General features: G+C 69.2%; 21 protein-coding genes. 6 read left to right on the forward strand and 15 right to left on the reverse strand.

Features of this window, described 5'->3' with window-relative positions; translation table 11 throughout:
- Nucleotides 1-16: 16 nt before the first annotated feature.
- The 14 genes from dxr to HEP73_RS08035 form a co-directional block, all read right to left on the reverse strand.
- Nucleotides 17-1,204 (reverse strand): 1-deoxy-D-xylulose-5-phosphate reductoisomerase, encoded by a 1,188-nt coding sequence (dxr, locus tag HEP73_RS07970; RefSeq protein WP_185822782.1) that lies wholly within the window; start codon nt 1,202-1,204, stop codon nt 17-19.
- Nucleotides 1,205-1,206: 2 nt separating this feature from the next.
- Nucleotides 1,207-2,031: a phosphatidate cytidylyltransferase gene (locus HEP73_RS07975; RefSeq protein ID WP_185815917.1), complete on the reverse strand. Its 825-nt coding sequence runs from the start codon at nt 2,029-2,031 to the stop codon at nt 1,207-1,209.
- Nucleotides 2,028-2,786, reverse strand: coding sequence for a polyprenyl diphosphate synthase (gene uppS, locus HEP73_RS07980; protein ID WP_185822783.1), 759 nt, complete (start codon nt 2,784-2,786; stop codon nt 2,028-2,030). The genes HEP73_RS07975 and uppS overlap by 4 nt, the downstream gene beginning before the upstream one ends.
- A gap of 17 nt (nt 2,787-2,803) precedes the next feature.
- Nucleotides 2,804-3,361 carry a ribosome recycling factor gene (frr, locus tag HEP73_RS07985; RefSeq protein WP_185822784.1) on the reverse strand — a complete coding sequence of 186 codons (558 nt, stop codon included), beginning with the start codon at nt 3,359-3,361 and terminating at the stop codon, nt 2,804-2,806.
- Between the two features lie 201 nt (nt 3,362-3,562).
- On the reverse strand, nt 3,563-4,285 hold the full coding sequence (pyrH, locus tag HEP73_RS07990) for a UMP kinase (protein ID WP_104558608.1): 723 nt from the start codon (nt 4,283-4,285) through the stop codon (nt 3,563-3,565).
- A gap of 92 nt (nt 4,286-4,377) precedes the next feature.
- Entirely contained in the window at nt 4,378-5,883 is a 1,506-nt protein-coding gene (locus HEP73_RS07995; protein WP_185822785.1) for a sensor domain-containing diguanylate cyclase, read from the reverse strand.
- 114 nt (nt 5,884-5,997) lie between these two features.
- Nucleotides 5,998-6,876 carry a translation elongation factor Ts gene (gene tsf, locus HEP73_RS08000; protein WP_185822786.1) on the reverse strand — a complete coding sequence of 293 codons (879 nt, stop codon included), beginning with the start codon at nt 6,874-6,876 and terminating at the stop codon, nt 5,998-6,000.
- 148 nt (nt 6,877-7,024) lie between these two features.
- Nucleotides 7,025-7,828, reverse strand: coding sequence for a 30S ribosomal protein S2 (rpsB, locus tag HEP73_RS08005; protein WP_185815922.1), 804 nt, complete (start codon nt 7,826-7,828; stop codon nt 7,025-7,027).
- A 281-nt stretch (nt 7,829-8,109) separates the two neighbouring features.
- Nucleotides 8,110-8,820, reverse strand: a complete 711-nt coding sequence (locus HEP73_RS08010) for a fimbrial biogenesis chaperone (protein ID WP_185822787.1) — start codon at nt 8,818-8,820, stop codon at nt 8,110-8,112.
- Nucleotides 8,821-9,138: a hypothetical protein gene (locus HEP73_RS08015; protein ID WP_185822788.1), complete on the reverse strand. Its 318-nt coding sequence runs from the start codon at nt 9,136-9,138 to the stop codon at nt 8,821-8,823.
- Nucleotides 9,139-9,220: 82 nt separating this feature from the next.
- Nucleotides 9,221-10,237 carry a Csu type fimbrial protein gene (locus HEP73_RS08020; RefSeq protein ID WP_185822789.1) on the reverse strand — a complete coding sequence of 339 codons (1,017 nt, stop codon included), beginning with the start codon at nt 10,235-10,237 and terminating at the stop codon, nt 9,221-9,223.
- Nucleotides 10,234-12,597, reverse strand: a complete 2,364-nt coding sequence (locus tag HEP73_RS08025; protein ID WP_185822790.1) for a fimbria/pilus outer membrane usher protein — start codon at nt 12,595-12,597, stop codon at nt 10,234-10,236. Before HEP73_RS08025 ends, HEP73_RS08020 begins: the two co-directional genes overlap by 4 nt.
- Nucleotides 12,551-13,288, reverse strand: coding sequence for a fimbrial biogenesis chaperone (locus tag HEP73_RS08030; RefSeq protein ID WP_185822791.1), 738 nt, complete (start codon nt 13,286-13,288; stop codon nt 12,551-12,553). Before HEP73_RS08030 ends, HEP73_RS08025 begins: the two co-directional genes overlap by 47 nt.
- A gap of 13 nt (nt 13,289-13,301) precedes the next feature.
- On the reverse strand, nt 13,302-13,805 hold the full coding sequence (locus tag HEP73_RS08035) for a Csu type fimbrial protein (RefSeq protein WP_185815928.1): 504 nt from the start codon (nt 13,803-13,805) through the stop codon (nt 13,302-13,304).
- A gap of 226 nt (nt 13,806-14,031) precedes the next feature.
- On the opposite strand from HEP73_RS08035, the gene map reads away from it, so the two are divergent.
- From map to asnB, 6 genes are all read left to right on the forward strand, one after another.
- Entirely contained in the window at nt 14,032-14,808 is a 777-nt protein-coding gene (map, locus tag HEP73_RS08040; protein ID WP_255423717.1) for a type I methionyl aminopeptidase, read from the forward strand.
- 29 nt (nt 14,809-14,837) lie between these two features.
- Nucleotides 14,838-17,444, forward strand: a complete 2,607-nt coding sequence (locus HEP73_RS08045; protein ID WP_185823346.1) for a [protein-PII] uridylyltransferase — start codon at nt 14,838-14,840, stop codon at nt 17,442-17,444.
- Complete coding sequence (gene dapD / locus HEP73_RS08050; protein ID WP_185822792.1) at nt 17,444-18,454, forward strand: 2,3,4,5-tetrahydropyridine-2,6-dicarboxylate N-succinyltransferase; 1,011 nt, start codon at nt 17,444-17,446, stop codon at nt 18,452-18,454. The genes HEP73_RS08045 and dapD overlap by 1 nt, the downstream gene beginning before the upstream one ends.
- A gap of 162 nt (nt 18,455-18,616) precedes the next feature.
- Nucleotides 18,617-18,973: a Spx/MgsR family RNA polymerase-binding regulatory protein gene (locus HEP73_RS08055; protein WP_185822793.1), complete on the forward strand. Its 357-nt coding sequence runs from the start codon at nt 18,617-18,619 to the stop codon at nt 18,971-18,973.
- A 154-nt stretch (nt 18,974-19,127) separates the two neighbouring features.
- Entirely contained in the window at nt 19,128-20,255 is a 1,128-nt protein-coding gene (dapE, locus tag HEP73_RS08060) for a succinyl-diaminopimelate desuccinylase (protein ID WP_185822794.1), read from the forward strand.
- Nucleotides 20,256-20,552: 297 nt separating this feature from the next.
- On the forward strand, nt 20,553-22,247 hold the full coding sequence (gene asnB, locus HEP73_RS08065) for an asparagine synthase B (protein WP_185822795.1): 1,695 nt from the start codon (nt 20,553-20,555) through the stop codon (nt 22,245-22,247).
- A 299-nt stretch (nt 22,248-22,546) separates the two neighbouring features.
- On the opposite strand, the gene HEP73_RS08070 is transcribed toward asnB, so the two are convergent.
- Nucleotides 22,547-23,587, reverse strand: a complete 1,041-nt coding sequence (locus tag HEP73_RS08070; RefSeq protein WP_185822796.1) for a right-handed parallel beta-helix repeat-containing protein — start codon at nt 23,585-23,587, stop codon at nt 22,547-22,549.
- Between the last annotated feature and the right edge of the window lie 102 nt (nt 23,588-23,689).

Below are 23,689 nucleotides of genomic sequence, written 5' to 3' on the forward strand. Positions count from 1 at the left end.
CATAGGGGCGTGCGTGTCAGACATGGGCAGGCTGGCGGGCAATGGCGAGTTCGGTGATCTTGCGCGATTGCGCGTCCGCCGCCAGCAGCGCGTCCAGGGAGTCGGCCGCGCCCGCGGGCAGCACGGTCAGGGCGTTCTCGACCAGCGCAGGAATCGATAGGAAACCGATACGGCCCTGAAGAAAAGCTGAAACAGCCACTTCGTTGGCCGCATTCAGGATCGCCGGGGCGCTGCCGCCGACCTGCATCGCGCGCCAGGCCAGGCCCAGGCAGGGGAAGGCCTCCAGGTCCGCGGGTTCGAAGTCCAGGCGGCCATGGGCCAGCAGGTCCAGTCCGGCGACCCCGGATTCGATCCGCTGCGGCCAGCCCAAACCCACCGCCAGGGTGGTGCGCATGTCCGGCAAACCCATCTGCGCCAAGGTGGAACCGTCGATGAACTCCACCAGCGAGTGCACCAGGCTCTGCGGGTGCACCAGCACCTCGATGCGCGAAGGCGGCAGCGCGAACAGGTGGTGCGCCTCGATCACTTCCAGGCCCTTGTTCATCAGGGTGGCCGAGTCGACCGAGATCTTCGGGCCCATCGACCACTTCGGATGCGCCACCGCCTGCGCCGGGGTCACGCCCTGCAGGCGGGCGCGGTCCCAGCCGCGGAATGGGCCGCCGGAAGCGGTCAGCAGTACCCGCCGCACTTCGGCGCCGGTCTGGCGCGAGCGCAGGCACTGGAAGATCGCGCTGTGTTCGCTGTCGATCGGGATGATCTCGGCGCCGGCCGCGGCGGCCGTGGCGGTGACCAGCTCGCCGGCCAGCACCAGCGATTCCTTGTTGGCCAGCAGCAGGCGCTTGCCGGCGCGGGCCGCGGCCAGGGTCGAGGGCAGGCCGGCGGCACCGACGATGGCGGCGACCACGCTGTCGCAGGCGTCGCTGGCCACCAGTTGCTCCAGCGCGGCGGCGCCGGCATGCGCTTCGGTGCGCAGCCCGGCATCGCGCAGGCCGTCGCGCAGCGCCGGGTACAGGGCCGGGTCGGCGATCACCGCGTGCGCCGGCCGGTGCGCGGCGCACAGCTCCAGCAGCCCGGCGACGTTGCTGCCGGCGGCCAGCACGCTGGCGCGCAGCCGCTGCGGATGGCGCGCGATCACGTCCAGCGCGGAGGCGCCGATCGAGCCGGTGGCGCCGAGCACGGCGATGGAGCGGACGGCGTCGGCCATGTTCAGAATCCGAAGATCTCTTTACCCAGCGCAAAGATCGGCAGTGCCGCCAGCACGCCGTCGACGCGGTCCAGCACGCCGCCATGGCCGGGGATCACGTTGCCCGAGTCCTTGGCGCCGACGTGGCGCTTGAGCAGGCTCTCGAACAGGTCGCCGACCACAGAGGCCAGCACGCTGACCGCGGCCACGATCAGCAGGCCGGGCAACTGCGGCAGGGTGACCCCGGCCAGCCAGCCGAAGCCGGCGGCGCAGATCAGGCCGGCCAGCAGCCCGCCGATCAGGCCTTCGACGGTCTTGTTGGGGCTGATCCGCGGCGCCAGCTTGTGCTTGCCGAACTGGCGCCCGGCGAAGTAGGCGCCGGAATCGGCGGCCCACACCGTGACCAGTGCGGTCAGCAGCCAGCGGTGCCCGTTCGGTTCGCTGGCATGGATCAGGCCCAGCGCGGCCCAGGCCGGGACGATCGCCAGGGTACCGGCGGCGAGCTTGAACACCCGCGCGTAGGTGGCGTGGTCGGAGCCGAACTGGAAGAAGCGCAGCCACAGCAGCGCCACGCACCACCAGCCGACGCCGACCAGGGTGGTCAGCTGGAACAGCACCAGCGAGCCGGCCGAGGCCCACACCAGCAGCACCATCAGCAGCAGGTTCAGCACCAGCAGGATGGTGCGCGGCAAGGTGTCGTCGACCTCCGCCAGCTTCAGCCACTCCCACAGGCCGATCAGGAAGATCAGCGCGGCCAGGGCCGCCAGCCATTGCGTCGGCAGCAGCAGGATGGCGCAAATGGCCAGCGGGGCCATGATCAGCGCGGCGATGACACGGGTACGGGTCATGCGGATGTGTTCTCCGTCGCCGGGGCGACTTGCGCGCTGGTCAGGCCGAAACGCCGCTCGCGGCTGGCGTAGTCGTCCAGGGCTTGTTGCAGCACCTCGGCGCCGAACTCGGGCCAGAGGGTTTCGGTGAACCACAGTTCGGTGTAGGCCAGCTGCCACAGCAGGAAATTGCTGATGCGCACGTCGCCGCCGGTGCGGATGAACAGGTCCGGCGGCGGCAGGTCGGCTAGCGCCATGTGCGCCGACAGCAGGCTCTCGTCGATCTGCTCGGGGCGCAGGCGTCCGGCCGCGACCTCTTCGGCCAGCGCCCGCGCGGCCTGCGCGATGTCCTGGCGGCCGCCATAGCTGGCCGCGATCGACAGGTGCAGGGCCTGGTTGTGCTCGGTGCCGGCTTCGGCCTGGGCCATGCGCTGGCGCAGCGACGGCGCGAAGCGCGAACGGTCGCCGATGAAGCGCACGCGCACGCCGCGCCGCTGCAGTTCCTCGACCTCGCGATCCAGCGCGTGCAGGAACAGCTTCATCAGCGCGTCCACTTCTTCCTGCGGCCGGCCCCAGTTCTCGCTGGAGAAGGCGAACAGGGTCAGCGCGGGGATGCCGCGCTCCAGGCAGAAGTCGATGGTGCGGTTGACCGCGCGCGCGCCGGCGCGGTGGCCGATCACGCGCGGCCGGCGGCGGCGCTGCGCCCAGCGGCCGTTGCCATCCATGATGATGGCGATGTGGCGGGGCAGGGACATGGAAGAGGGGTCCGAAGGCATGGCCGCGAGGCGCAGGCTCAGACCGCCATCAGTTCCTGTTCCTTGCCCTTGACCACGTCGTCGACGTCCTTGATCGCCTTGTCGGTCAGCTTCTGGATGTCGTCCTCGGCGGCGCGCGCCTCGTCCTCGGTGACACTCTTGTCCTTCAGCAGATCCTTGATCTGCTGGTTGGCGTCGCGGCGGATGTTGCGGATCGCGACCTTGCTGTCCTCGCCTTCGCTATGCACGACCTTGGACAGCTCGCGGCGGCGCTCTTCGGTCAGCGCGGGCAGGTTGAGGCGGATGGTGGTGCCGGAGGTGTTCGGGGTCAGGCCCAGGTCGGAGGCCAGGATCGCCTTCTCGACCGCGCTGACCATCTGCTTTTCCCACGGGCTGATGGTCAGCGAGCGGGCATCGGCCACGGCCACGCTGGCGACCTGGCTCAGCGGCATTTCCGAACCGTAGTAATTGACTTTCAGGTGTTCGACCAGAGCGGTCGAAGCGCGGCCGGTACGCACCTTGATGAGCGTATGGCGCAGCGCATCGATGCTCTTGGCCATGCGGGTCTGTGCGTCTTGTTTGATTTCGTTGAGCATCGCCGGTGTCCGTGCTGAATCTGAATCGGACGATTATAGCCGGGAACAGCGTGGTGCCGGGATTGGGGATTGGGGATTGGGGATTCGCTAAAGCGTTGCGCACTGCAGCAGCTTGTCTGCCGCGAGCGCCTCGCAACGGCGCATGCTAGCGGCTGTCGCGTTTGCGAATCCCGAATCCCGAATCCCCAATCCCGGCCGTTATCAGCTACGTCCCTTGACCAGCGTCCCGATCTCCGCGCCATGCAGGATCTTCAGCAGCTCGCCGGGCTGGCCCATGTTGAAGATGCGCAGCGGCAGGTCGCTGTCGCGGGCCAGCGCGAAGGCGGCGGTGTCCATCACTTCCAGGTTGCGCGCGATCACTTCGTCGTAGGTCAGGCTGTCGAAGCGCACCGCATCGGCGTGCTTCTTCGGGTCCTTGTCGTACACGCCATCGACCTTGGTCGCCTTCAGCAGCAGGTCGGCGCCGATCTCGATCGCGCGCAGCGCCGCGCCGGAGTCGGTGGTGAAGAACGGATTGCCGGTGCCGGCGGCGAAGATCGCGATGCGGCCCTTTTCCAGGTGGCGGATCGCGCGGCGGCGGATGAAGTCCTCGCACACGTCGTTGATCTTGATCGCGCTCATCACGCGCACCTTGGCGCCGAGCTTTTCCAGCGCGTCCTGCATCGCCAGCGCGTTGATGACGGTGGCCAGCATGCCCATGTGGTCGCCGGTGACCCGGTCCATGCCGCCAGCGGCCAGGCCGGCGCCGCGGAAGATGTTGCCGCCGCCGATCACCAGCGCCACTTCCGCGCCGGCCTGCTGCGCCTCGATCACTTCATGCGCCAGGCGGTTGATGACCTTGGGATCGATGCCGTAATCCCCATCCCCCATCAGCGCTTCGCCGGAAAGTTTCAACAGGATGCGGCGATAGGCGAGCTGGGACATGGTGACCTCGTGGGGGACGGGCAAACCACGAGATTCTAGCCGAAGCGCGGCGCGGAATCTGCCGCGCGCATGCGTGCGTGCAGTGGCCCGGTTCAGGCCAGGGTGTCGCGGAACGAGCGCGCGGTGACGCGGTTGCGGCCGCCGTGCTTGGAACTGTAGAGCATGTCGTCGGCGGCCTGCAGCAGTTCCTGCGCGGTGCCGAAGCGCTCGCGCCCGCCCTGGGTGGCGACGCCGGCGGAGAAGCTGATGTGCAGCGGCCCGCTCTGCAATTCGACCATCGGCCGCTGCACGATCTCGATGAGCACGCGCTTGATCACGCTCAGCGCGGCCTCCTCGCTGGTGTTGGGCAGCAGCACCAGGAATTCCTCGCCGCCGAAGCGCGCCACGGTGTCGCTGCCGCGCAACAGCGGCTGCAGGGCCTGCGCGAACGCGCGCAGCACCTGGTCGCCGATCAGGTGGCCATGGGCGTCGTTGATCTTCTTGAAGTCGTCCAAGTCGATGAAGGCGATCGACAGCGGCCAGTCGTGGCGGCTGGCCAGGTCGAACTGCTGGCTGAGCAGGATGTCCAGCTGGTGCCGGTTGTACACCCCGGTCAGCGCGTCGCGGCTGGCCTGCTCGGCCAGGCGCCGCGCGCGGTGCTCCGATTCGTCGGCCTGGTGCCGGGCGAGGGTGGCTTCCTGGATCTGCCGCAGGTTGCGCAGCACCATCAGTTCGCGGGCATGGCTGATGATCGCGTCGATCCGCTCCGGCTGCGCGATGCGCACGTCGAAGATCGGGCCGATGACCGGCAAGGCTTCGGCCATGCCGGCGATCACCTCGTCGAAGCGGCGGCTGTCCAGCTGCAGTTCGCGATAGGCGCGCTCCATCGCCAGGCAGCGCGCGGCGTCGACGTCTGTGCTCAGCCAGATGTCGGCGACGCTGCCGGACAGCAGTACGCACTTGCCGAAGGTGTCCGGCGCCAGTTCGGTGCCGGCGCTGTGGCCGATGCTGCGCTGCAGGTAACCGGGCAGCTTCCACTTCTGCGCCAGCCAGGCGCCGACCTCGGCGTGGTCGCAGCCGAGCCGCTCGCGTTCCATGGCGATCAGGGTCTCGCTGCCGCTGCCGCCGGCTTCGCGCAGCAGCGGCGCGTAGTCGTCGTGGCAGATGTGCAGCAGGGCCAGCGCGCCCATGTCCTGCAGCAGCCCGGCCAGCATCAGTTCCTCCTGCTTGCGCAGGCCCATGGCCTGGCCGAGCAGGCGGCTGGCCAGCGCCGACAGCACGCTGCGCCGCCAGACCCGTTCCTGCAGGTCGCCGGCACCGGCACCGTCGCGCAGGCTCTGCACCATCGAGAAGCCCAGCGCCAGGCTCAGCGCGGCGTTGAGCCCGAGCATGGTCAGCGCCTGGCCGAGGTTGTCGATGCGGCGCCGGCTGGCGTACAGCGGCGAATTGGCGATGCGCAGCATGCGCGCGCTCAGCGCCATGTCCATCGCGATGGTGTCGGCGGTGGTGGCCAGATCGACGTCCGGATCCTGGGCCAGGTCGATGATGCGCAGCGCAATCCCGGGCGGCGAGGGCAGGTTTCGGGAGTGAGCCAGGATGGCTTCGAGTTCAGGGCGCATGCGGTTCCGCGGGGAGTGTGATGGGGACAGCGATGCGTCCCTGCCCGCAGAGCGTACCACTGGCGAAAAAAAAGCCGCGACATGCGCGGCTTTTTTTCTGCGGACGGGCCGGACTCAGGCCAGGCCGGCCTGCTTCATCACTTCGGCGGCGTAGTCTTCCACCACCTTCTCGATGCCTTCGCCCACGGCCAGGCGCTGGAAACCGACCACGTCGGCACCGGCGGCCTTGACCGCCTGCTCCACGCTCTGGTCGGTGTTCAGCACGTAGGGCTGGCCGTACAGGGTGACTTCGTTGACGATCTTGGCGATCTTGCCGCTGATGATCTTCTCCAGGATGTCGGCCGGCTTGGCCTTGTCCTTTTCCGACATCTTGGCCAGCTCGATTTCCTTTTCCTTGGCGACGAAGTCGGCCGGGACGTCGGACGCCTTCACGTGCGGCGGGTTCATTGCCGCGATGTGCATGGCGATGCCGCGGGCCAGCTCGATGTCGCCGCCCTTGATCTCGACCAGCACGCCGATGCGGCCGCCGTGCACGTAGGCGGCGACGTTGTTGGCGCTGTCGATGCGCGCCAGGCGGCGCACCTGCACGTTCTCGCCGACCTTGGCGATGACCGCGGCGCGGGCTTCCTCGACGGTCTCGCCGCCGGGCAGCTTGGCGCTCTTCAGCGCTTCGGCATCGGCAGCGCCGGAGTTCAGCGCAGCCTGGGACACGGCTTCGGTGAAGGCCAGGAAGTTGTTGTCCTTGGCGACGAAGTCGGTCTCGGAGTTGATCTCGACCAGCACGGCCTTGCCGCCGTCCTGGGCCATCGCGATGCGGCCTTCGGCGGCGACGCGGTCGGCCTTCTTGTCGGCCTTGGCCAGGCCCGACTTGCGCAGCCACTCGGCGGCGTTGTCGATATGGCCGGCGTTCTCGGTGAGCGCCTTCTTGCATTCCATCATGCCGGCGCCGGTGCGCTCGCGCAGTTCCTTGACCAGGGAAGCGGTGATTTCCACGGGGTGACCTCACAAAAGGTGGGAAAGGGCCGGTTTGCGGCCGGCCGGGAATTCTGGGAAACGGGCGCTTGCGGCGCCCGCGGACCCGGGCGCGCAGCGCGCGCCGGGTGGCGACTGCGCATGCTCGCGCAATCGCATGGCGCGCCGATTACTCGGCGGCGGGAGCGGCGGCTTCTTCGGCCTTCTTGCCGTTCTTGCGCGGGCCACGGCCCTTGTCGTCGCCGGCTTCGCTGCTGAACTCTTCCTCGCGCACGCTGGCGGCGTTCGGCGCGGCGGCCTTGCCTTCCAGCACGGCGTCGGCGGCGGCGCGGGCGTACAGCTGCACGGCACGGATGGCGTCGTCGTTGCCCGGGATGGCGTAGTCCACCAGTTCCGGGTTGTAGTTGGTGTCGACCACCGCGATCACCGGGATGCCGAGCTTCTTGGCTTCCTTGATGGCGATGTCTTCATGGCCGATGTCGATGACGAACAGCGCGTCGGGCAGGCGGTTCATTTCCTTGATGCCGCCCAGCGAGGCCAGCAGCTTCTCGCGCTCGCGGCGCAGGGTCAGCACTTCGTGCTTGACCAGCTTGTCGAAGGTGCCGTCGGTTTCGGCCGCTTCCAGTTCCTTCAGGCGCGCCACCGACTGCTTGACGGTGCGGAAGTTGGTCAGCGTGCCGCCCAGCCAGCGCTGGGTCATGAACGGCTGGCCGCAACGCTCGGCTTCTTCCTTCACCGAGTCGCGGGCGCTGCGCTTGGTGCCCAGGAACAGGATGGTGCCGCGCTTCTGCGCGACGCTGGAGATGAAGTTCATCGCGTCGTTGAACAGCGGAACCGTCTTCTCGAGGTTGATGATGTGGATCTTGCCGCGCGCGCCGAAGATGTACGGCGCCATCTTGGGGTTCCAGTAGCGGGTCTGGTGGCCGAAGTGGACGCCGGCTTCCAGCATCTGACGCATGGTGACTTGGGGCATTGCAGTGACTCCTGATGGGGAACCGGCCGTGCGCGGGCAAGTAGGGTGAAGCCGCGCATGGACGTGCAGGCCTGCGACGGCGTGCACGACGATTCCGGGGTTGGGCCTCCCTGCAGCCTCCGTGACCGAACTCCTCGCGGAGCACCCCGGCACGGGCGATGGCAGCAGGTGTGTATTCGCCGGTGCGTCCGACGTGGACGGTTCGCTGGCCCTGGCGGGCGCAACAAAGCAGCGGAACTATAACGGGCTGCGGCCCGGCGCGCAAATGCGCGCCGGCCGGGTCATTCGGCCAGCAGCGGCTGCAGCTCGGCCTGGTTGTCGAGCCGGGCGGCGAAATGGCCGCCGCGCGCGGTCCCGAACTCGACCGGCAACGGCCAGCGCTTCTGTTCCCCGGCCAGCACGTAGCCGGCCAGGTTGTGGAACAGGGTCAGCTGGCGCCCGTCGGCGCCGACATGGCTCAGGTCGCTGAGCCGCGCGTGCGCCTTGCCGCGGTTGCGCACCTGCAGTTCGGGGCCGTAGGCGCCGGCGACCAGGCTGGCACTGAGCGCGGCGGCCGGTGCGGTACCCGGCGGGGACAGGAACACCGGGGTTGAATAGCGCAGCAGCAGGCGCGGATCGGCGGCTGCGTCCGCGTCCGGGCGTTCTTCCAGCACCAGACGGTAGGCGAGCTCGCCGTCGGTCGCGGCCGGCCCGGTACGCACCACCCGCAGCAGCTGCCGCCCCTGCGCGGGGACGTCGATCAGGCGCGGGCTGACCTGGACATCGTCGGTCGCCTGCAATTGCTCCATGCCTTCGGCCTGGTGCCAACGGTACAGCTTGGCCTGCGCTTGCCAGGTCCGGTCCTGGGTATTGCTCAACCAGATCTCGGCGGTCTGGGCGCCGGGCGGAATCTGCACGATGGTCGGGCTGATGCGCACGCCGGCGGCCGCGGCCAGGCTCGGCAGCAGCGCCAGCAGCAGGCCGGCGATCCAACCGCGAGAGCGGCCGCTCACTTAGAACGCGACCGTGGCGTAGCGCGAATCCTGGCGCGGCAATCCTTCGGCCAGACTCAGGCTCAGCGCCAGCGCGTTGGGCGCGGCGGTGCCATCGATGTTGACCTGGTAGGGCAGCGGGCGGCTGCAGGCCACCTGCGCGGCGGCCGCGCCCGGCTGGCTGCGGCCGGCGGTGTCGATCTCGCAGCTGCCCATCAGGCGGATGCCGACCCGGAACGCCGTGTTTTCGTTCGCGCCGGGATTCTGCGCCGCCGCGCTCGCGCAGACGGCGCACAGGCCAGCGAGCAGCAGCGATTGCATGAACGGGCTGGCGGTCATGATGGTGGTATTCCCAAGAGGATGCGACAGATAACGGCGTGCCGTGCAGCAACTTTACCGCGTCCGCGCCGGCGTTTACCTCTCAGTAGGTCACAGTCACCTTGACCACGTCGCTGTAGCTGCCCGGGGGCGGGGTCTGTGCGGCCGGCACCTGGCCGTACAGGGTCAGCGATTGGGTGCTGCCGGTCCCGGTGCCGGTCTGGGTATCGCTGTTCAGGGTGCTGCCCCAGCGCTGGCTGCGTGCCGCGTCGCGGTACAGCTCGTAGCGCAGGTACTGGCCTGCGGCATTGCGCATGCGCCGGATGTTGCCGCTGGCGTACTGGCCGTTGTCCAGGCTGACCTGCCAGGCGGTGCGCCGGCGGCAGTTCATGCTCAGCGCGGTGGTGTAGTTCAGTGCGCTGTCGACCAGGCCGGACTGGCTGCCGAAGTCCAGGTCGGCGATGCTGGCGATGGTGCACAGCGTGGCCGCGTTGGCCGAACTCACGAACGGGAACTGCGCCGCGGTGGCGCCGCCGGTGCCGCCGGTGGTGCAGGAGGCGGGCATGCTGGCCGGGGTGCCGATCAGCGGTTCGTCGTAGCGGTATTGCAGATTGGTGAACACCCCGCTGAAGCTGTTCTGGTACAGCCCGGTGGCGATGCCGCTCTGCAGCGGGACGCGTCCATAGATGGTGTAGCTGGCGCTGCCGCTGCCGCCGGTCAGCAGCGACGAATAGGTCAGGTCCACCTGCAGCGGCGTGGAGGCGTTCAGTGCGCTGCCCCAGATCAGGCTGCGGGCGCTGTCGCGGTACAGCTGGAAGCCGAGGCTGTCGCTGAGCGGGTTGAGCATGCGCCGCGCCGCGATGCCCAGGCCGCCGCCTTGCGCGCCCTCGCCGATGTTCAGGCACATGCGCACATAGATCGTGCCCAGGATGCTGAGCGCGCCGGTCTGGCAGGTGACCGTGATCTGCGCGCTGCTGTCGGTCGCCGCGCTGGCGGAGACGTTGCCGAAATCCAGCGCGGTGGTCACCGCCGTGCAGGTGGTGGTGGCGGCGGCCGGCGCGGGCGCCAGCGCCGCGACCAGCGCCAGCAGGGCGCCGCACAGCCATGCGCCGCGAGTCACGGCGCCGGCCCTGCGCTGCAACGCAGGGGCCCCAGGCGGGCCGGGCGCCGTTGCGGCGTGTATTCGATCGTGACCCTGCAGCTGCCTGCGGCCATGTCCACCTCCAGTTCGTTGCGGCCGAGCTTCAGCCCTTCCAGGTAGGCCTCGCCGTCGTAGCCGACCACCGCGGCGATGCCCGGGCCATGCACCCGGCTGCCGACCGGCAGCGGCGCGTCCTGCGCATCGTGCAGTTGCACCAGGACACCGTCGCTGCTGCGGATCGGGAAGTCCACCACCACGCCGCTGCGGTCGCGCGGCACCACGATCTGGTCGACCCGCTCCGGACGCATCTGCGGCGGCAACTGCATCGGATCGATCGATACCTGGTTGTGCTGCCAGCCCATCAGCGGCGTGATCAGCAGGAAGCCGCGTGCGTCGGTGACTCCGATCGGGCGGTTTTCCAGCAGCACCGGCACGTCGGCGATGCCGCCGGTGGAAACCAGGGCGAAGGCCTGGTCGAGATCGCGGCTGGGGAACCAGCCGCCGCCGATCCAGGCCAGGCCGCCGGAGGCTTCGGCATACCCATAGGCCTGGCCGCCGTAGCTGGCCAGGCCGGCGGCATAGCGTGCGGTGTCGCCCCGCCAGGTGGCCTCGGCCAGACCGCCGGCGCTGTCCTGGCCGCTGCGCGCCTGCAGCCGCCAGCCGCTGCCGCCGTCGGCGGCGGCCGAGCGGCTGAGATCGGCCGCCACGCTCATGCGCTCGCCGACCCGCTGCAGCGCGACGCTGGCCTGGCGCGCGCCGCTGAGCGCGATCGACCAGCCCAGGTACATGCTGCGATCGCTGGCCTGGTCCAGATTCTGGTTGACGCTCAGGTTCAGCGAGGACTGCCACGGCAGCGCGCGGGTCCAGAACAGGCTGGCATAGCGCACGTCGCCGCTGTCCGGGTAGGACAGGCGCACATAGCTCATCGACACGTTGCCCACCTGCTCCCAGCTGACCCCGGCCAGCGCGCGTTCGCTGATCCGCGGCGGCGGCGCGCCGTATTGCGAAGCCACGTCGCGGTAGCCGCGCTGCGCGCGCTGGGTATCCATCGAGACGTTGAAGCGGCCGTTGTTCCAGCGGTAGCTGAGCGCGTACTGGCGGCCGCTCAGGCCATTGCCCTGGCTGTGCGCCAGCGACGCGCCGACCACCCCGGCCCGCGGCAGCAGCCAGATGCCGCCGGCGCCGGCGTTGCGGATGCCGGCGCCGGCCTCGGCATGGGCCTCGGCGGTGAAGCCGGCGCTGAGGCCGCGGCGCCAGCTGGCGCTGCCGACGGTGTCGCCGGCGTAGGCGAAGGCGTCGCTGCCATAGCCTTCGCGAACCCGGCCCAGCGCCAGCGACCAGTCGTCCAGGCCATCGGCGAGCAGGTCCTGGGTGGCATAGAACGGAAATTCGACCGAACGGCTGCGGCCGTAGGCGTCGGTGATCACCAACTGCGCGTTGCCGGCGCCGTCCACGCCGGGCGCGGCGGACAACTGGAACGGCCCGGCCGGCAACTCCGAGCCGTACTGGCGGATGCCGTTGACGTACAGGTCCACGCTCGAAGGCACCGTCACTTCGCCGAGGAATTCCGGCAGCGGGGTGGTCACGCGGTACGGCTGCAGGCCGAAATCGCGGCCCACGCGCACGCCGCCCAGGCGCAGCGTGCGGCTCCAGCTGGTACTGCTGCTGAGCGTGTCGCCGAGCACCACGCTGGTCATGCGGTCGGGCAGCGACCACTGCCACTGCGTGTCCAGGCGGATCGCCTGGCTGCGCCAGTCGCGCTGCGGTTCGCGGTAGAGGCGGGCGACGAAGGACTGCCGGAACATGCCCTGGCCGAGCAGGCCGTCGCCCAGGCCGAAGGCGCGCACTTCGCCGCTGGTGGTGAGATTGCTGGCGCTGCCCTGGCGGCTGGCGTACACGTCGTAGTCGAGCAGGGCGCCGGGCGAACTGGTTGCCGGCAGCGCCGGGCCGCTGTCCTGCGCATCGATGCGGGTCAGCGGCACGTCGAGCAGCGCCACCGGCGCATCGATCGCCAGTTGCTGCAAGCCGCTGTCGTAGCGGTAGCGCACTCCCTCCAGGTCTTCCAGGGCGATCGCCGCGGCGTCGGCGTCGGCGCCGATGCGCAGGCCCAGCTGACGCAGCGTGGCCGCATCGGCGAGCATGCGCGCGCCGTCGCGTTCGAAGCGAAACAGTCCAGGCTTGCGGGTTTCGTTCAGGGTGACCTCCAGGTACAGCGTTTCCTGGTCGGGGGGCGGGCCGCTGGGCTGGGCGGCGGCGAGGTGTGCGGCGCTCGCCCACAGCGCCAGCAGCAGCTCAAGGAGCCTGTGCGTCCAGCGCGAGCGACTGAGCAATGGGCTCACCGTTGATCGTGGCCTTGAACGTGCCGTCGGCACGCACCAGCGCAGGAGGGAGCGGCCAGCGCTTGTGTTGGCCCGGCAGCACGTAGCCGGCCAGACCGTCGGCGATCGCGGCACGGGTGCCGTCGCTGGCGACGAAATGCAGGTCCACCAGCTGCGCGTGTTGGCTGCCCTGGTTGATGACCTCCAGCGCCGGCGCGGCGGCGTCGCGGATCAGCCGTGCCTGCAGGGCGGGAGCCGCGGCTGCTGCGGGCTTGACGAAGATGGGTACCGAGTAGCGCAGCACGAACTGCAGGCCGGACGCGTTGGCCGTGGCGTCCGCCGACGGCAGTTCGTCGACCAGCACGCGATAGGTGTCCTCGGTGGTCTTGGGCGCATCGTCCAGGCGGATGATGCGCACCAGTTGTCGCGAGTGCGGCGCCAGTTCCAGCATCGGCGGGCTGATCGCGATCTTGTCGCTGGGGTCGAGCAGGTCCTCGCCGTCCTGCTGGCGCCAGCGGAATACCCGTACCTGGGCCTGCAGCGGCGTGTCGCCGCTGTTGCTCAGCCACAGGCCCTGCGCCGACTGTTCCGCGGTCAACTGCACCGAGGTCGGTGCGACCTGCAGGCTGGCGGCCTGGGCTGCCAGGATCGCCGCCAGCCACAGCGCGGCGGCGATCGGCAAACGAAACACGAAAGGTCGGCGCAAGGGCATGGGAACGCTCCGGTTACCAGGTCACAGTGGCGGTGACGACGTCGCTGTACGAACCGGCAGGGTAGTTGGTGCTGGCGACCTGGCCGTAGACGACGAGCGGTTGCACTGCACCATTGCCGGTACCGGCCTGGGTGTCGTTGCCGATGGTCGAGCCCCAGTTCTGCGTGCGCGCCGAGTTGCGGTACAGGGCGTACGGCACGCGCGAGGTATTGCCGGCGTCGGCGCTGCCCATGGTGCGCGAGGACACCGTCGCCCCGGAGCCGCTGCCGGCGTTGAGCGCGATGTTGTACGGCGTGCCCGAGGTGCAGCGCACGTTCAAGGTGCCGGTGCTGTTGATCGAGGTCTGGGTGGAGTTGACGCTGCCGAAATCGACGTCGGTTGGTGCGGTCTGGATGTCGCAGACGCTGGTGATCACGATCTTGACGTTGAAGGTGCGCGAGTCGGTCTGGGCGGAAGCCACGCCGGTCCCGGCGGCCAGCAACGCGGTGATGGCGAGTGCGCGATGGAGTGCTTGCATGAGGTGAGGCTCTTCGGAATGACGGAGTCCGTCGGTACCGAAGCCAATGCAAAGTGTGGGCCAGTGCACATTTTTTTGGATGTTTATCTAGTTTTCACGTGGGATGCGCATCCCTGTTTTGCGGGTTGACTTTTGTGAAGACGGCGGTCTTATGGACAGGCGACAAAAAATCGGCAGCGCGCATGGACGCGTTCAGGAAAGCCCCGAATGAGCGATAATGGTGGGTATGACCGTCAATCTGAAAACCCCCCAGGACATCGAGAAGATGCGCATCGCCGGCCGCCTGGCCGCCGAGGTGCTGGACATCATCGGGCCGCATGTGAAGCCCGGCGTGACCACCGCCGAGCTGGACCGCATCTGCCACGACCACATCGTCAACGTGCAGCAGGCGGTGCCGGCCAATGTCGGCTATCGCGGCTACCCGAAGACGGTGTGCAGCTCGGTGAACAACGTGATCTGCCACGGCATCCCCAACGAGAGCAAGGTCCTCAAGGACGGCGACATCGTCAATATCGACGTCACCGTGATCAAGGACGGCTGGCATGGCGACACCAGCCGCATGTACTACGTCGGCACGCCGTCGGTGATGGCACGGCGCCTGGTCGAGGCCACCTACGAGGCGATGTGGCGTGGCATCCGTGCGGTGCGGCCGGGCGCCACGCTCGGCGACGTCGGCCACGCGATCCAGCAGTACGCCGAAGGCGAGCGTTTCAGCGTGGTGCGCGAGTACTGCGGCCACGGCATCGGCAAGGTCTACCACGACGAGCCGCAGGTGCTGCACTACGGCCGCCCCGGCGAAGGCCTGGTGCTGAAGCAGGGCATGACCTTCACCATCGAGCCGATGATCAACGAAGGCTCGCGCTATACCCGCGTGCTGCCGGACGGCTGGACCGTGGTGACCAAGGACCGCAAGCTGTCGGCGCAGTGGGAGCACATGATCGCGGTCACCGAGGACGGCGTGGAAGTGCTGACCTTGTCGCCCGGCGGCCTCGGCGAGCCGTGAGCCTGCTGCCGGCCGGTACCGATGCCGGCATGCCCGACGCGGCCGCCGACGATGCCGATTGGGCCGCGGCGGCCCGGCAACTGCTGCTCCAGGCCGACGCGCGGCTGTGCAAGCGCTTCGACCAGGGCGACGACATCGACCGCCTGCTGGCGCTGCGCGCGCGCGCGCTGGACCAACTGATCAAGCACGCCTGGAACCGCTGCCTGCCGCGCGACGCCGGGCTGGCGCTGTACGCGGTCGGCGGCTACGGCCGCGGCGAGTTGTTCCCGCGCTCGGACATCGACCTGCTGGTGTTCGGCGAACCCGAGCGCCAGCGCGCCCACGAGCAGGCGCTGGCGCGGCTGTTCGCGCTGCTCTGGCATGCCGGCGTGCCGGTCAGCCATGCGGTGCGTTCGGCCACGCAATGCACCACCGCCTGCGCCGACCAGACCGTGCTGACCGCGCTGATCGAGGCGCGCCCACTGCTCGCCGATGGCGCCGCGCGGGCGGCGCTGGCCGCGGCGATCGCGCCGCAGCGGGTGTGGACGCCGCGCGCGTTCTTCCTGGCCAAGCGCGAAGAGCTGCAGACCCGCCACCAGCGTTTCGGCGACACCGCCGACAACCTGGAACCGGACATCAAGGACGGCCCGGGTGGCCTGCGCGACCTGCACACGCTGGGCTGGATGGCGCTGCGCGCGTTCGGCGTGCGCGATCTGGAGCCGCTGGTCGGGCTCGGCCACGTCGGCAGCGACGAGGCCGCGGCGCTGCGCCGCGAGCGCCGCGAGCTGGCCCGTTTGCGCTACGGGCTGCATCTGGTCGCCAACCGCCCGGAGGAGCGCCTGCGCTTCGACTACCAGAAGACCCTGGCGCAGCGGCTGGGCTTCTCCGACGACGCCGAAAGCCTGGGCGTGGAGAAGATGATGCAGCGCTTCTACCGCAGCGCGGCGATCGTGCGCCGGCTCAGCGACCGTCTGCTGCAGCGCTTCGAGGAACAGTTCGACGGCGAGGCGCAGCCGCAGCCGCTGGGCGCCGGTTTTTCGCTGCGCCGCGGCTACCTGGCCGCCGATGCCGAGAGCTTGCCGCAGGCTGATCCGGTGCAGGTGTTCGCGCTGTTCGCGATCTGGGCCGCGCATGGCGAAGTGCGCGGCCTGCATTCGCTGACCGCGCGCGCGCTGGCCGAGGCGCTGCCGCAGTTGCCTGCCTACGGCAGCGCCAGCGCGTTGGCGCGCGAGCGTTTCCTTGCCCTGCTGCGCGGCCCGCGCGCGGTGCAGACGCTGACCCGGATGGCGCGGCTGGGCGTGCTCGGGCAATGGATCCCGGCGTTCGCGCAGGTCTCCGGGCGCATGCAGTTCGACCTGTTCCATGTGTACACGGTGGACCAGCACACGCTGATGGTGCTGAAGAACATCGCGGTGTTCGCCACCGCCCGCGCCGACGACCGTTTCTCGATCGCGCACGAGGTGTGGCCGCGGCTGCGCAAGCCGGAACTGCTGCTGCTGGCCGGGCTGTTCCACGACATCGCCAAGGGCCGCGGCGGCGACCATTCCGAACTCGGCGCGGTGGATGCGCGCGCGTTCTGCGCCGGCCACGGACTCAGCGCGGCCGATACCGACCTGGTGGTGTGGCTGGTCGAGCAGCACCTGCGCATGTCGGTGACCGCGCAGAAGCAGGACATCTCCGATGCGGACGTGATCCACCGCTTCGCCACCCTGGTCGGCGACCGCGAACGCCTGGACTATCTGTACCTGCTGACCTGCGCCGACATTGCCGGTACCAGCCCCAAGCTGTGGAACGCGTGGAAGGACCGGCTGCTGGCCGACCTGTACTTCGCCGCGCGCCGCGCGCTGCGCGACGGCCTGGAGCATCCGCGCCCGGTCGCCGAGCGGGTGCAGGAGGCGCGCGAGGCGACCCGCGCGCTGATGCACATCCAGGGCCACGACGACGCGGTCATCGACCGCCAGTTCGCCGGCATGCCGGACGAGAGCTTCCTGCGCTTCCGCCCCGAACAGTTGGCCTGGCAGGCCAGCTCGCTGATGGAAGTGGAACTGGGCGGCACCCTGGTCAAGGTGCGCCCGGTCACCCCCGACGACGACGCGCTGGAAGTGTTCGTGTATTCGCCCGACCGCGACGGCCTGTTCGCCGCGATCGTGATGACCCTGGACCGGCGCGGCTACGGCATACACCGCGCACGCGTGCTCGACGCGCCGCACGAGGCGATCTTCGATACCTTCGAGGTGATGCCGGCCGATGCCTTCGCCAGCGGCGATACCGCGCAGCTGGAAGCGGCGCTGCGCGAGGCGCTGTCCGGCGACCTGACCCGGCTGCGCCCGGCGCGGCGCGTGGTGCCGCGCCAACTGCGGCATTTCCGCTTCGCCCCGCGCATCGAATTCCGCGAGAGCGTGGACGGCCGCCGCACCCGCCTGAGCCTGGTCGCGCCGGACCGGCCCGGGCTGCTGGCGAACGTGGCGCAGGTGCTGCGCCGCCAGCAGCTGCGCGTGCACGACGCGCGCATCGCCACCTTCGGCGAGCGCGCCGAGGACGTGTTCCAGATCACCGACGAGCACAACCTGCCGTTGCCCGACTCCTCCCGCCAGGCGCTGCATGCCGCATTGCAGGCCTGCCTGGACCCCGATACCCCGCCTGGAGAATCCCGCTAATGGCCACCAAGAAGCCTGCCGCCGCCAAGAAGCCTGCTGCCAAGACCGCCGCCGCCAGCAAGACCGCCGCGAACAAGGCGGTTGCCAAGAAGTCCGTCGCCAGCGCTGCCGCCAAGCCGGTGGCCGCGCCGAAAGCGCCGGCCAAGCCGGTGCGCGCCAAACCGGCCGCTGCGCCCAGCGCCGACGAACTGAAGTTCACCATCGACAGCGCCTTCGAGCGCCGCGCCGCGCTGACCCTGGACGAGATCGAAGGCTCGACCCGGCCGGTGGTCAACCGCGTCATCGACGGCCTGGAATCGGGTGAGTTCCGCGTCGCCGAGCCGGACGGGCACGGCGGCTGGAAGGTCAACGAGTGGCTGAAGAAAGCGGTGCTGCTGTACTTCCGGGTCAACGAGATGGCGGTGGTCGAGGCGCAGCCGGCGCCGTTCTGGGACAAGGTCGAGTCGCGTTTCGCCGGCTACCACGAGGCCGAATTCCGCAGGGCTGGCGTGCGCGTGGTGCCGGGCGCGATCGCGCGCCGCGGCAGCTATTTCGGCAAGGACGTGGTGCTGATGCCGAGCTTCACCAACATCGGCGCGCACGTGGGCGTGGGCACCATGGTCGATACCTGGGCCACGGTGGGGTCGTGCGCGCAGATCGGCAAGCACTGCCACCTGTCCGGCGGCGCCGGCATCGGCGGCGTGCTTGAACCGCTGCAGGCCAGCCCGACCATCATCGAGGACCACTGCTTCATTGGCGCGCGTTCGGAAGTGGTGGAAGGCGTGGTGGTCGGCCACCACAGCGTGATCGGCATGGGCGTGTTCATCGGCCAGAGCACGCGCATCTACAACCGCGCCACCGGCGAGGTCTCCTACGGCTACGTGCCGCCGTACAGCGTGGTGGTGTCCGGCCAGTTGCCGTCCAAGGACGGCTCGCATTCGCTGTACTGCGCGGTCATCGTCAAGCAGGTCGATGCCAAGACCCGCAGCAAGACCAGCGTCAACGATTTGCTGCGTGGGCTGGCGGATTGATGTATTTCCTTCCCCCTCCGGGGGAAGGTGGCGCGAAGCGCCGGATGAGGGTACGGGCGAAGCTCCGTGTAGTTGGGTCAGCGAGACGCTTTCGCGCCGTACCCTCACCCCAACCCCTCTCCCGACGGGAGAGGGGCTTTATTCGCTTGATGGGACATTGCGATGACGACGTTGTACGGATTGAAGAACTGCGACACCTGCAAGAAAGCGACGAAGTGGCTCGACCGCTTCGGCGTGGCCTATGCGTTCGTCGACTACCGCGAACACAAGCCGAGCCCGGAGACCCTGGTCGCGTGGGCCGGCAAGGCCGGCGGCTTCGATGCGCTGATCAACAAATCCTCGACTACCTGGCGGCAGCTGCCGGACAACAAGAAAACGCCCGGTTCGGAAGCCGAATGGAAACTGCTGCTGCGCGAATACCCGCAACTGATCCGCCGCCCGCTGGTGGTCAGCGACGACGGCCAGCTCAGCCAGGGATTCTCGGACAACGGCTTCAAGCAGCGCTTCGGTGTGGGCTGAGCGTCGGTCGCGCATTTGCGCTCCCTGTAGGAGCGGCTTCAGCCGCGACCATGACGTCAGAACCCCGCCGCACCTCGAGCGTTCGCAATGGATGGCGTGCGTGACACTCTTGCCTCTTGTCGCGGCTGAAGCCGCTCCTACAGTGATTCCCGCCATGTCCGACGTCGTTGACCTCACCTGCGCATTGATCGCCCGCCCGTCGGTGACCCCCGACGACGCCGGCTGCCAGGAGCTGATCGCGCAGCGGCTGGCGCGTGCCGGCTTCGCCATCGAGCGGCTGCGCTTCGGCCAGGTCGACAACCTGTGGGCCACGCACGGCAGCGGTGCGCCGGTGCTGGCGCTGCTCGGCCATACCGACGTGGTGCCGCCCGGACCGCGCGAGGCCTGGGCCAGCGATCCGTTCGTGCCGCAGATCCGCGACGGCGTGCTGTACGGACGCGGCGCCGCCGACATGAAGAGCGGGGTAGCCGCGTTCGTGGTCGCCGCCGAACGGTTCGTCGCCGTGCATCCGCAGCACCCCGGCACGCTGGCGCTGCTGCTGACCTCCGACGAGGAAGGCGACGCGCTGGACGGCGTGCGCAAGGTCGCCGAGACCTTCCGCGCGCGCGGCGAGCGCATCGACTGGTGCATCACCGGCGAGCCTTCGTCCAGCGAGCGGCTCGGCGACCTGCTGCGCGTCGGCCGCCGCGGCAGCCTGTCGGCCACGCTCGTGGTGCAGGGCGTGCAGGGCCACGTGGCGTATCCGCACAAGGCGCGCAACCCGATCCACCTCGCCGCGCCAGCGCTGGCCGAGCTGGTCGCGCGGCATTGGGACGACGGCTACGAGAGCTTCCCGCCAACCAGCCTGCAACTCTCCAACGTGCATGCCGGTACCGGCGCCAACAACGTGATCCCCGGCGAGCTGCAGGTGGCCTTCAATCTGCGCTACAACCCGCACTGGGACGCGCCGCGGCTGGAAGCGGAGATCGCCGCGCTGCTCGACCGCCACGGCCTGGACTACACGCTGCGCTGGCATCGCAGCGGCGAACCGTTCTACACCCCGGAAGGGCGCCTGCGCAGCGTCGCGCGCGAGGTGCTGGGGGATTTCGCCGGCGCGGCGCCAGAGGAGAGCACTGGCGGCGGCACCTCCGATGCGCGCTTCATCGCGCCGCTGGGCGCGCAATGCATCGAGGTCGGTCCGGTCAACGCCAGCATCCACCAGGTGGACGAGCATGTGCGCGTCGCCGACCTGGAAGCGTTGCCTGCGCTGTACCTGCGCCTGATCGAACGGTTGCTGTCGTAACAGTTGCACCGTTGCGCCGCCCGGGTTACGTTCGCCGCATGACCTCGCTGTCCGCCCTCCGCCCGATCCACGCCAACGGCCGCAATAATGCGCTGGCGAATAATCGTGCGCGGCCGATGCGGGTCTGCGACTAGGCGCTACCGAAACACCACGCCCAGTCTCCAGAAAACCCGCATCGGCCGATGCGGGTTTTTTTATGCGTGCAATCTTTCGCCGCAGCGCGGTGCCGGCCGGCAACCGCTGCAGACCAACGCCGCAACGACCTGTTACCCCCACACACCATTCAGGAGCTTTTCCATGTGTTCGATCTTCGGCATCTTCGGCCTGCAACCGGGCGACGACCTGCAGGCGCTGCGCCGCCAGGCGCTGGATTGCTCGCAGCGGCAGCGCCATCGCGGTCCGGACTGGAGCGGCGTGTATGTCGACGACGGCGCGATCCTGGTGCATGAGCGCCTGGCCATCGTCGATCCGGCCGGCGGTTCGCAGCCGTTGCTGTCCGAAGACGGGCAACTGGCGCTGGCGGTCAACGGCGAGATCTACAACCACCGCGAACTGAAGACGCAGCTGACCCAGCCGTATGCGTTCCAGACCGGCTCGGACTGCGAGGTGATCAATGCGCTGTACCGCGAGCAGACGCCGGCCGCGCTGCTCAACCGGCTCAACGGCATCTTCGCCTTCGCGTTGTGGGACAAGGCCGCCGGACGCGTGCTGATCGCGCGCGATCCGATGGGCGTGTGCCCGCTGTACTGGGGCCACGACACCCAGGGCCGCTTGCGCGTGGCCTCGGAGATGAAGTCGCTGGCCGACAGCTGCGCCGACGTCGCCCAGTTCCCGCCCGGCCACTACTACGACAGCGTCAGCGGCGAACTGCAGCAGTACTACCGTAAGCCGTGGCGCGACTACGACGCCGTGCAGGGCGTGCAAGTGAGCAAGCAGGAACTGCGCGAGGCGTTCGAGCGCGCCGTGCACCGCCAACTGATGACCGACGTGCCGTACGGCGTGCTGCTGTCCGGCGGGCTGGATTCGTCGTTGGTCGCGGCGGTGGCGGCGCGTTTCGCGCGCAAGCGCATCGAGGACAACGACCAGGCCGAAGCCTGGTGGCCGCGCCTGCACTCGTTCGCGATCGGCCTGAAGGGCTCGCCCGACCTGGCCGCCGCGGCGATCGCCGGCGCGTCGCTGGGCACCGTGCACCACGGCTTCGAATACACCTTCGAGGAAGGCCTGGACGCGCTGCCGGAAGTGATCCGGCACATCGAGACCTACGACGTCACCACCATCCGCGCGTCCACGCCGATGTTCCTGCTGGCGCGGCGGATCAAGGCGATGGGGGTGAAGATGGTGCTGTCCGGCGAGGGCAGCGACGAGATCTTCGGCGGCTACCTGTACTTCCACAAGGCGCCGAACGCGCGCGAATTCCACGAAGAGCTGATCCGCAAGCTCGACGCGCTGTACAACTACGACTGCCTGCGCGCCAACAAGTCGATGATGGCCTGGGGCGTGGAGCCGCGCGTGCCGTTCCTGGACGTGGAGTTCCTGGACGTGGCGATGCGCATGGACGCGCGGTACAAGATGATCGACAAGACCAGCAGCGGCGCGATCCGCATGGAAAAAGGCGTGCTGCGCGAGGCCTTCGAAGGCTATCTGCCCGATTCGATCCTGTGGCGGCAGAAGGAGCAGTTCAGCGACGGCGTCGGCTACGGCTGGATTGATGGGCTCAAGGCGCATGCGCAGGCGCAGGTCAGCGACCGCGAACTGGCCGCGGCCGACAAGCGCTTCCCGGTCAACCCGCCGCAGACCAAGGAAGCCTATTACTACCGCACCCTGTTCGAGCGCGCGTTCCCTACGCCCGCCGCGGCCGAGACCGTGCCCGGCGGCAAGTCGATCGCCTGTTCCTCGCCAGCGGCGATCGCCTGGGATGCGAGTTTCGCCAACGCCGCCGACCCCTCAGGGCGTGCGGTGGCTGGGGTGCACGAGCAGGCGCTGAGCGCGTGATCGGCGCATGCCGCCGGCGGTCTGCCGGCGGCATGCAACGCATAAGTTGCGGCTGCGGCGATAGCCGGCGGTGGCGCGATGTCGTCGTTCGCTACGCGGCCATGCTGGCGCCAGCGAATTTCGGTCGAGATGCTGCCATGTAGGAGCGGCTTCAGCCGCGACCGGGCGTTACCGATAGCGCCTGTCGCGGCTGAAGCCGCTCCTACAAGTGCAGCTGTCCGAGTGGAAATGCGTTGGGCGATCATGTCCGCGCATTTTCGCGTACTGCTCGCGGCCGGTCGCTTGGCGCCGCCCAGCGCCTACTCGAAACGCATGCAGCGCCCGTAGCGCTCCGGCTGGATGTCCACGCCGGAGGCGTCGGCCTGGTTGTTCTTGCGCCACAGGTTCTGGCGGAAGTCCGGACCGCTGCAGTTGGCGGCGCGGTCCACGCCGATCGTGTAGGTGTAGGGGTTGCCCTGGAAAGTGTTGTTCTCGAAGGTGTTGTCCTGGCTCATGCTGTTGTCCCAGCACAGGATCTCCGGAGTGCGCTGGCGGATCGAGCAGGCCAGGTAGATGCCGGAGCCCTTGTTGCCGGTGAACTGGTTGCCGACGAACAGGTTGCGCCGCGCATCGGCCAGGTACACGCCCTGGCTGCCGTTGCGTTCCAGGCGGTTGTTGCGGATCTCGCTGTCTTCCAGGTGCTCGGTGGTGATGCCGGCGGCGACGTTGTCGTGGATGTAGTTGTCGATCAGCTTGACCTTGGCGGTGCGGTTGAACGACACGCCGTCCCAGATCGCGCCGGACACGTCGTTGCGCTCGATCAGCAGGTCGCGGCTGTCGTACTCGCTGAGCAGGCAGGCGCTGCGGCACTTGCTCACGCGCAGCCCGGACAGGCGGATGTTCTGGCCGGCGCGCACCACCACCAGGCTGTTGCTCAGGTACGGGCGCTCGGGCATGAATTCCTTCTCTGCGCTGCCGCCGACGATCTGCAACTGCTCGACCACGACATCGCGGATCGGCCGCTGCGGGCGTTCGTTCTGGTAGTCGCCGACCACGATGACCGGCTGCTGCACGCCGTCCTGCATGCGCAGCACGGTGGCGTCGCCCTGGCCGCGCAGGCGCAGGCCGTCGCGCTGGATCGACAGCAGCTTGGTGACGTGGAAATCGCCGGCGGTCAGGCACACCGTGGCCGGCTTGCCGTCGTTGGGCACGCGGTCCACTGCGGCCTGCAGGTCGTCGCCCGGCTCGGCGCGCACGCTGCAGTCGGTGGCGGCGGAGGCGGGTGCGGCGGCCGTGGCGCAGCCGCTCGACAGGCAGGCGGCGAGCGGCAACAACAGGGCGAGCAGGGGACGGGCATTCATCGGATACAGGCTCCGCTTGGGGGGAGGAGGAGGCGCCAGGACCGCAGGCGCCGCGCGCTGGGCGCGGCGGCAGGTCGGATCGCGTGGAGCGCATTGGCGCGA

The sequence above is a fragment of the Xanthomonas sp. GW genome, from assembly GCF_014236815.1.
In the GTDB taxonomy this organism is placed as follows: Bacteria; Pseudomonadota; Gammaproteobacteria; order Xanthomonadales; family Xanthomonadaceae; genus Xanthomonas_A.

Bases quoted from the DNA above. Each gene is read 5' to 3' on its own strand.
- HEP73_RS07995 (WP_185822785.1), bottom strand. From the start codon at position 5,883: ATGCGCCCTGAACTCGAAGCCATCCTGGCTCACTCCCGAAACCTGCCC.
- HEP73_RS08070 (WP_185822796.1), bottom strand. From the start codon at position 23,587: ATGAATGCCCGTCCCCTGCTCGCCCTGTTGTTGCCGCTCGCCGCCTGC.
- HEP73_RS08055 (WP_185822793.1), top strand. From the start codon at position 18,617: ATGACGACGTTGTACGGATTGAAGAACTGCGACACCTGCAAGAAAGCG.
- dxr (WP_185822782.1), bottom strand. From the start codon at position 1,204: ATGGCCGACGCCGTCCGCTCCATCGCCGTGCTCGGCGCCACCGGCTCG.
- HEP73_RS07975 (WP_185815917.1), bottom strand. From the start codon at position 2,031: ATGACCCGTACCCGTGTCATCGCCGCGCTGATCATGGCCCCGCTGGCC.
- rpsB (WP_185815922.1), bottom strand. From the start codon at position 7,828: ATGCCCCAAGTCACCATGCGTCAGATGCTGGAAGCCGGCGTCCACTTC.
- HEP73_RS08045 (WP_185823346.1), top strand. From the start codon at position 14,838: ATGCCCGACGCGGCCGCCGACGATGCCGATTGGGCCGCGGCGGCCCGG.
- HEP73_RS08015 (WP_185822788.1), bottom strand. From the start codon at position 9,138: ATGACCGCCAGCCCGTTCATGCAATCGCTGCTGCTCGCTGGCCTGTGC.
- HEP73_RS08030 (WP_185822791.1), bottom strand. From the start codon at position 13,288: ATGCCCTTGCGCCGACCTTTCGTGTTTCGTTTGCCGATCGCCGCCGCG.
- HEP73_RS08035 (WP_185815928.1), bottom strand. From the start codon at position 13,805: ATGCAAGCACTCCATCGCGCACTCGCCATCACCGCGTTGCTGGCCGCC.
- pyrH (WP_104558608.1), bottom strand. From the start codon at position 4,285: ATGTCCCAGCTCGCCTATCGCCGCATCCTGTTGAAACTTTCCGGCGAA.
- frr (WP_185822784.1), bottom strand. From the start codon at position 3,361: ATGCTCAACGAAATCAAACAAGACGCACAGACCCGCATGGCCAAGAGC.
- asnB (WP_185822795.1), top strand. From the start codon at position 20,553: ATGTGTTCGATCTTCGGCATCTTCGGCCTGCAACCGGGCGACGACCTG.
- uppS (WP_185822783.1), bottom strand. From the start codon at position 2,786: ATGCCTTCGGACCCCTCTTCCATGTCCCTGCCCCGCCACATCGCCATC.
- map (WP_255423717.1), top strand. From the start codon at position 14,032: ATGACCGTCAATCTGAAAACCCCCCAGGACATCGAGAAGATGCGCATC.
- dapD (WP_185822792.1), top strand. From the start codon at position 17,444: ATGGCCACCAAGAAGCCTGCCGCCGCCAAGAAGCCTGCTGCCAAGACC.
- dapE (WP_185822794.1), top strand. From the start codon at position 19,128: ATGTCCGACGTCGTTGACCTCACCTGCGCATTGATCGCCCGCCCGTCG.